The organism is Rhizobacter sp. P2_H2, from assembly GCF_056403375.1.
Genome location: NZ_JBFUFP010000415.1, coordinates 1 through 4,469 on the forward strand (window position 1 = coordinate 1; position 4,469 = coordinate 4,469).

The 4,469-nt window shown below is 69.6% G+C and carries 4 protein-coding genes; 1 reads left to right on the forward strand and 3 read right to left on the reverse strand.

Going from position 1 to position 4,469, the window contains the following annotated elements; genetic code table 11:
- Positions 1-610, reverse strand: a 610-nt coding sequence (locus tag AC1D15_RS19310) for a protein kinase (RefSeq protein ID WP_477827252.1), incomplete at its 3' end; no start/stop codon positions are given.
- Positions 607-1,254, reverse strand: a complete 648-nt coding sequence (locus tag AC1D15_RS19315; RefSeq protein ID WP_465113156.1) for an ECF-type sigma factor — start codon at positions 1,252-1,254, stop codon at positions 607-609. The genes AC1D15_RS19310 and AC1D15_RS19315, both read right to left, overlap by 4 nt.
- A gap of 356 nt (positions 1,255-1,610) precedes the next feature.
- Between AC1D15_RS19315 and AC1D15_RS19320 the strand changes: the two genes are divergently transcribed.
- The gene (locus AC1D15_RS19320; RefSeq protein ID WP_465113157.1) at positions 1,611-2,666 is read left to right on the forward strand and encodes a TraB/GumN family protein; all 1,056 of its coding nucleotides are present in this window, start codon (positions 1,611-1,613) and stop codon (positions 2,664-2,666) included.
- On the opposite strand, the gene AC1D15_RS19325 is transcribed toward AC1D15_RS19320, so the two are convergent.
- On the reverse strand, positions 2,650-4,191 hold the full coding sequence (locus AC1D15_RS19325) for a methyl-accepting chemotaxis protein (RefSeq protein ID WP_477827253.1): 1,542 nt from the start codon (positions 4,189-4,191) through the stop codon (positions 2,650-2,652). The genes AC1D15_RS19320 and AC1D15_RS19325 overlap by 17 nt on opposite strands.
- Between the last annotated feature and the right edge of the window lie 278 nt (positions 4,192-4,469).

Genomic DNA, 4,469 nt, shown 5'->3' on the forward strand with positions numbered 1-4,469 from the left:
GGCAGACGCTGCGGAACAGGCGCAGCCGGGCGTCCAGCGGCAGCGCGTGGGCCTCGCAGTAGCGGTCGATCGGCAGGCCGCCGTCGACCAGGTCCATCACGACGTAGTGCACCCCGTCGGCCGACACGCCGGCGTCCAGCAACTTCGCGAGGTTGGGGTGGTCCAGCGCGGCCAGGATGCGCCGCTCGGCATGGAAGCGGTCGAGCAGGAAGGCGGTGTCGGCCCCTTCGCGCACCACCTTCACCGCGACCTGCTGCTCGTACTGGCCGTCGGCGCGCTCGGCCCGGTAGACCTCGCCCATTCCGCCGCGGGCAATCAGGGCGAGCAGCCGGTAGTCGCCCAGGCGCCGGCCGCTGGCGTCGGGCGGCGCCTCGGTGGTGTCAGCGGCCTCGGTCGACAGCGCCGCGAGCAGGGTGGACGCGGGCGGGTGGTCGAGTGCACCGGCGCCGGCCGCCGMGGCGACCAGCGCTTCGAGTTCGGCCTTCAGCGCCGGGTCGTCACCACAGGCGGCGTCGATGTGGGCGCGGCGTTGCGGCGCCGGCAATGCCAGCGTGTCGGCCACCAGGCCTTTCAGGTGCTGCCAGCGTGCGCGCTCGACGGTGTCGGTCATTGAACGGCCTTCGCTTGCCCCGGGCGGGGCTGCAGTTCGCGCATCAGCCAGGCCCGCGCGCTGACCCAGTCGCGCTTGACGCTGGCCGGTGAGATCGCCAGCGCCTGCGCCGTCTCGTCGACGCTCAGGCCGCCGAAGAAGCGCAGCTCGACGACCTCGCACTGCTGGCGGTCCAGCCGCTCCAGGCGGTGCAGCGCCTGGTCCAGCGACAGCAGGTCCAGCGGCAGGTGGGCGGCTTGGTCCGGTGTCGAGAACGCGCTGTCGCCCAGCTCGTCCAGGCTGAGCGCGACGCCGTCGCCGCGCTTGTCGGCCGCGCGGGCGCGGGCATGGTCGATCAGCACGTGGCGCATCAGGCGCGAGGCCAGGCCGAAGAATTGCGCGCGCGACTCGAGCTGCAGGCCGGGCCGGCTCGACAGCCGCAGGAAGGCCTCGTGCACCAGGCCGGCCGGCGCGAGCGTGTGGCCCTCACGCTCATGCCGCAGGTGCCGCGCGGCGAGGCGCCGCAGCTCGTCGTAGATCAGCGGCACCAGCGCTTCGAGCGCCGACGCATCGCCGCCGGACCAGCGCCGCAGCAGTTGCGTCACCGCACCGAGGGGCGCACCGGGAGCCGGGCGAGCACGGTCGCCGGGCGCAGATCTGTTCATCGAAGCCCCCCTGCCGCCCCCGAGGGCCTGAGGCCGGAGCTTACGTCCGTGTCGCGCCGGAAACTGTCATGTCTTTGTTACGGGCGGCGCGCGTCTCGGTGGGGCGCATTTGTTTCCCGGGGCTCAGGCCCCTGGGCTGATGGAACCCGCGGCGTTGCACTGCGACTCACCGCGTCATGCAGCCTTCACCCTTCAATTCGACAGCGACGAATGGGCGCCAGTCGCCCGGATTCCCCGGCGCGGATGCCCCATGCCGAGGAACACCGTGGACGGCACCGCCGGCAGGTTCCGGGCGTTCCAGGGCTTCCTCGGGGCCCCGCAGGCCCTTCGTCGACAAGGCCACCCGCCACAGGCGCATGGTCGAACGCATCAAGCGGCAGCAGGCCGCCGCCGGTGTGCGTGTCGCCGAGGTGGAGGCTGACACGGGTCTGGTGCCGCGGCTCTCGAACGGATGGCGGCAGTTGCTCGCCACCCTCGATGCCTGGAACGATGCGCTGCATCCCTCCTGGAACCTGCTGCCTGTCGCGCAGGCTCGCCCCCACGACGAGGTGTGCGCCACAAACGGCGGTTGCGCAGACCGGCTGCCTGGGCACGCAGGCATCGATGAGTTGACAGGCTTCGTCGGCCAGGCGTTCGCACTTCGGCAAAGCCCTGCACTGGAGCGGCGGTCCGATCGATCCCTCGATGGCGTGCTGATCCTGGTCGGCGATCCCGACCACGACGACGCCGACGTCCAGAAGCAGATCGGCGACCTGGTCCGCTTCCTGTATCGAGACGGCGACTTTCATTTCGTCGAGTGCCCGCCCGAGCGGGTGCCGAAGAAGCGGTCGATGTGGCGCGGCATCCAGCCGCCGGGGAAGGGTCGCCCTGGCGGAACGATCGGCATGGACGACGCCGGCTTGTCTGCGAAATCCGAGGGTTCCTCGAAGGCATTCACCGAGGCGTCGCGTGAGCTGCTGCGCTGCCAGCTTGAATTTCTTGGTCACGACGAAACGCCGGACGGGCGTCCGCTGTCGGCGATGAGCCACCGCGAGCTGGAGGCCTTGAGCGCAGCGCTGGACGACGAGGTCGAGGAACGCGGGCTCCTGATGAAGCTCGCCCGCGACGGCGACTATGCGAAGCTCGTCGACGACTGGATCCGCGCGGGGTGGGCCTATCAGGAATCAGTGCGTCAATACGCCGACCGTCGCTCCGTCAAGATGGCGCACACGATCGCCTCACGCCTGCAGGCGGATCCGCGGACTGCTTCAAGCTTCAGCGCCATCGCGACGGTGGGCGCCGGCCACCTCGACGTGATGCTCGCCGAACTGCTGAAGCAGGGCATCACCGACTTCCTCGTGCTGTGCCATGCACGCAGCCGCGGTCACGGCCACGCCAAGGTCTGCGACGAGGCGTTCAAGCCGCCAGCTTGAACACCGCCACCGTGTTGACCAGGTCCTGCGCCTGGGCCTTCAGGCTCTCGGCCGCGGCCGCGCCTTCTTCCACCATCGCGGCGTTCTGCTGCGTCGTCGTGTCCATCTGCGTCACGGCCTCGCCGATCTGCGAGACGCCGGTGCTCTGCTCGCTGCTCGCGGTGCTGATCTCGCCGACGATGTCGGTGACGCGGCGGATCGAGTTCACCACGTCCTGCATGGTCGTGCCGGCGCGGTCCACCAGCACCGTGCCCTGCTCGACGCGCTCGACGCTGGTCGAGATCAGCGCCTTGATCTCCTTGGCCGCCTCGGCGCTGCGCTGGGCCAGCGTGCGCACCTCGCCGGCCACCACCGCGAAGCCGCGGCCCTGTTCGCCGGCGCGCGCCGCTTCCACCGCGGCGTTCAGCGCCAGGATGTTGGTCTGGAACGCGATGCCGTCGATCACGCCGATGATGTCGACGATCTTCTTCGAGCTGTCGTTGATGCCCTTCATCGTGTCGACCACCTGGCCGACCACGTCGCCGCCCTGCACCGCGACCTCGCAGGCACTCTGCGCCAGCGCGTTGGCCTGGCGGGCGTTGTCGGCATTCATGCGCACCGTGCTCGACAGCTCGTCCATCGCGGCGGCGGTCTGCTGCAACGCGCTCGCCTGCTCCTCGGTGCGGCCGCTCAGGTCGTTGTTGGCATGCGAGATCTCGGCCGACGCGGTGGCCACGCCTTCGGCATTGCGCCGCACGTCGCTCACCAGTTCCGACAACCGGTTGCGCATGCCGCCGAGTGCGCCCAGCAGCTGTGCGCATTCGTCGCGCCCCTCGGCATGGATGGGCTTCGACAGGTCGCCGCCGGCGATCGCCTGTGCCGAATCGACCGCCTGGTGCAGCGGGATCGTCATCGAGCGTGTCGCGAGCACCGCCAGCAGCAGGCCGGCCAGCACCGCGAAGATCGCGCCGCCGGCGAGGATGCGCTGGCCGCTCACGGCCACCGCCATCGTCTGCGCCTGGCTCGCGTCGAGCCGCTCGTCCATGTAGGTGTCGATCGCGGCCAGGCCCTTCAGGTACTCCTGCGCGAGCGGCTGCAACTCCTTGTCGACCTGCGCGGCCACGTCGTCGCCCGCCTGCTTGCGCTTGAACAGTGCGGTGCGCGAGACGCGGTAGGCCTCGCGGCGCGTCGCCACGTCGGCCATCAATTGCTTGCCGGTACCGTCCACCACCAGCTCGTCGAGCTTCTTCTGCATCTCGCTGATCGAGGCGGAGGTCGCGTCCATGTCGCGCTTCAGCGTCTCGATGTAGGTGGCATCGCTCGCCTTCAGCGAGGCGGCGGTGCGCACCCAGTTCAGGTTGATGTTGGCGGCCCAGCGCGCCGCCAGCGACTGGCGTTGCATCTCGGTGGTCGCCAGCGCCTGGCTGGCCGTCTTCAGCGTCTCCAGGCGCCACACGCCGATCGTCGACACGAGTGCGGTGATCGCGAGGATCAGCCCGAAGGCCATGCCCAGCCGCTGGCCGAGTTTGAGGTGATTGAGCTTCATCGAAGCGGCTTTCCGTCAGTTGAACAACAAGGCTTGGAGCCCCAGGTCGATCGTAAAAAGATGACGGATGTACCAATGCGGCGAATAGGCGCGTTTTCTGCCATCAGTTCGCACCACGCTGGGGCCTGCGTGTAGGACAGCGGCGACAAACGGTGGCGCTGCCCGACTACAGCGGGACGCGTTTCCTGCCCGCTTGGAAAACCGGGCGGGGTCCTTACCGTGGAGGCCTCGAACCACTCACCAGAACAAGGGGCACCACATGACGCTCGGAACCATCC

What these genes read in the sequence shown, in the direction of transcription:
- AC1D15_RS19315 (WP_465113156.1), bottom strand. Translation starts at nt 1,254, where the DNA reads ATGAACAGATCTGCGCCCGGCGACCGTGCTCGCCCGGCTCCCGGTGCG.
- AC1D15_RS19320 (WP_465113157.1), top strand. Translation starts at nt 1,611, where the DNA reads ATGGTCGAACGCATCAAGCGGCAGCAGGCCGCCGCCGGTGTGCGTGTC.
- AC1D15_RS19325 (WP_477827253.1), bottom strand. Translation starts at nt 4,191, where the DNA reads ATGAAGCTCAATCACCTCAAACTCGGCCAGCGGCTGGGCATGGCCTTC.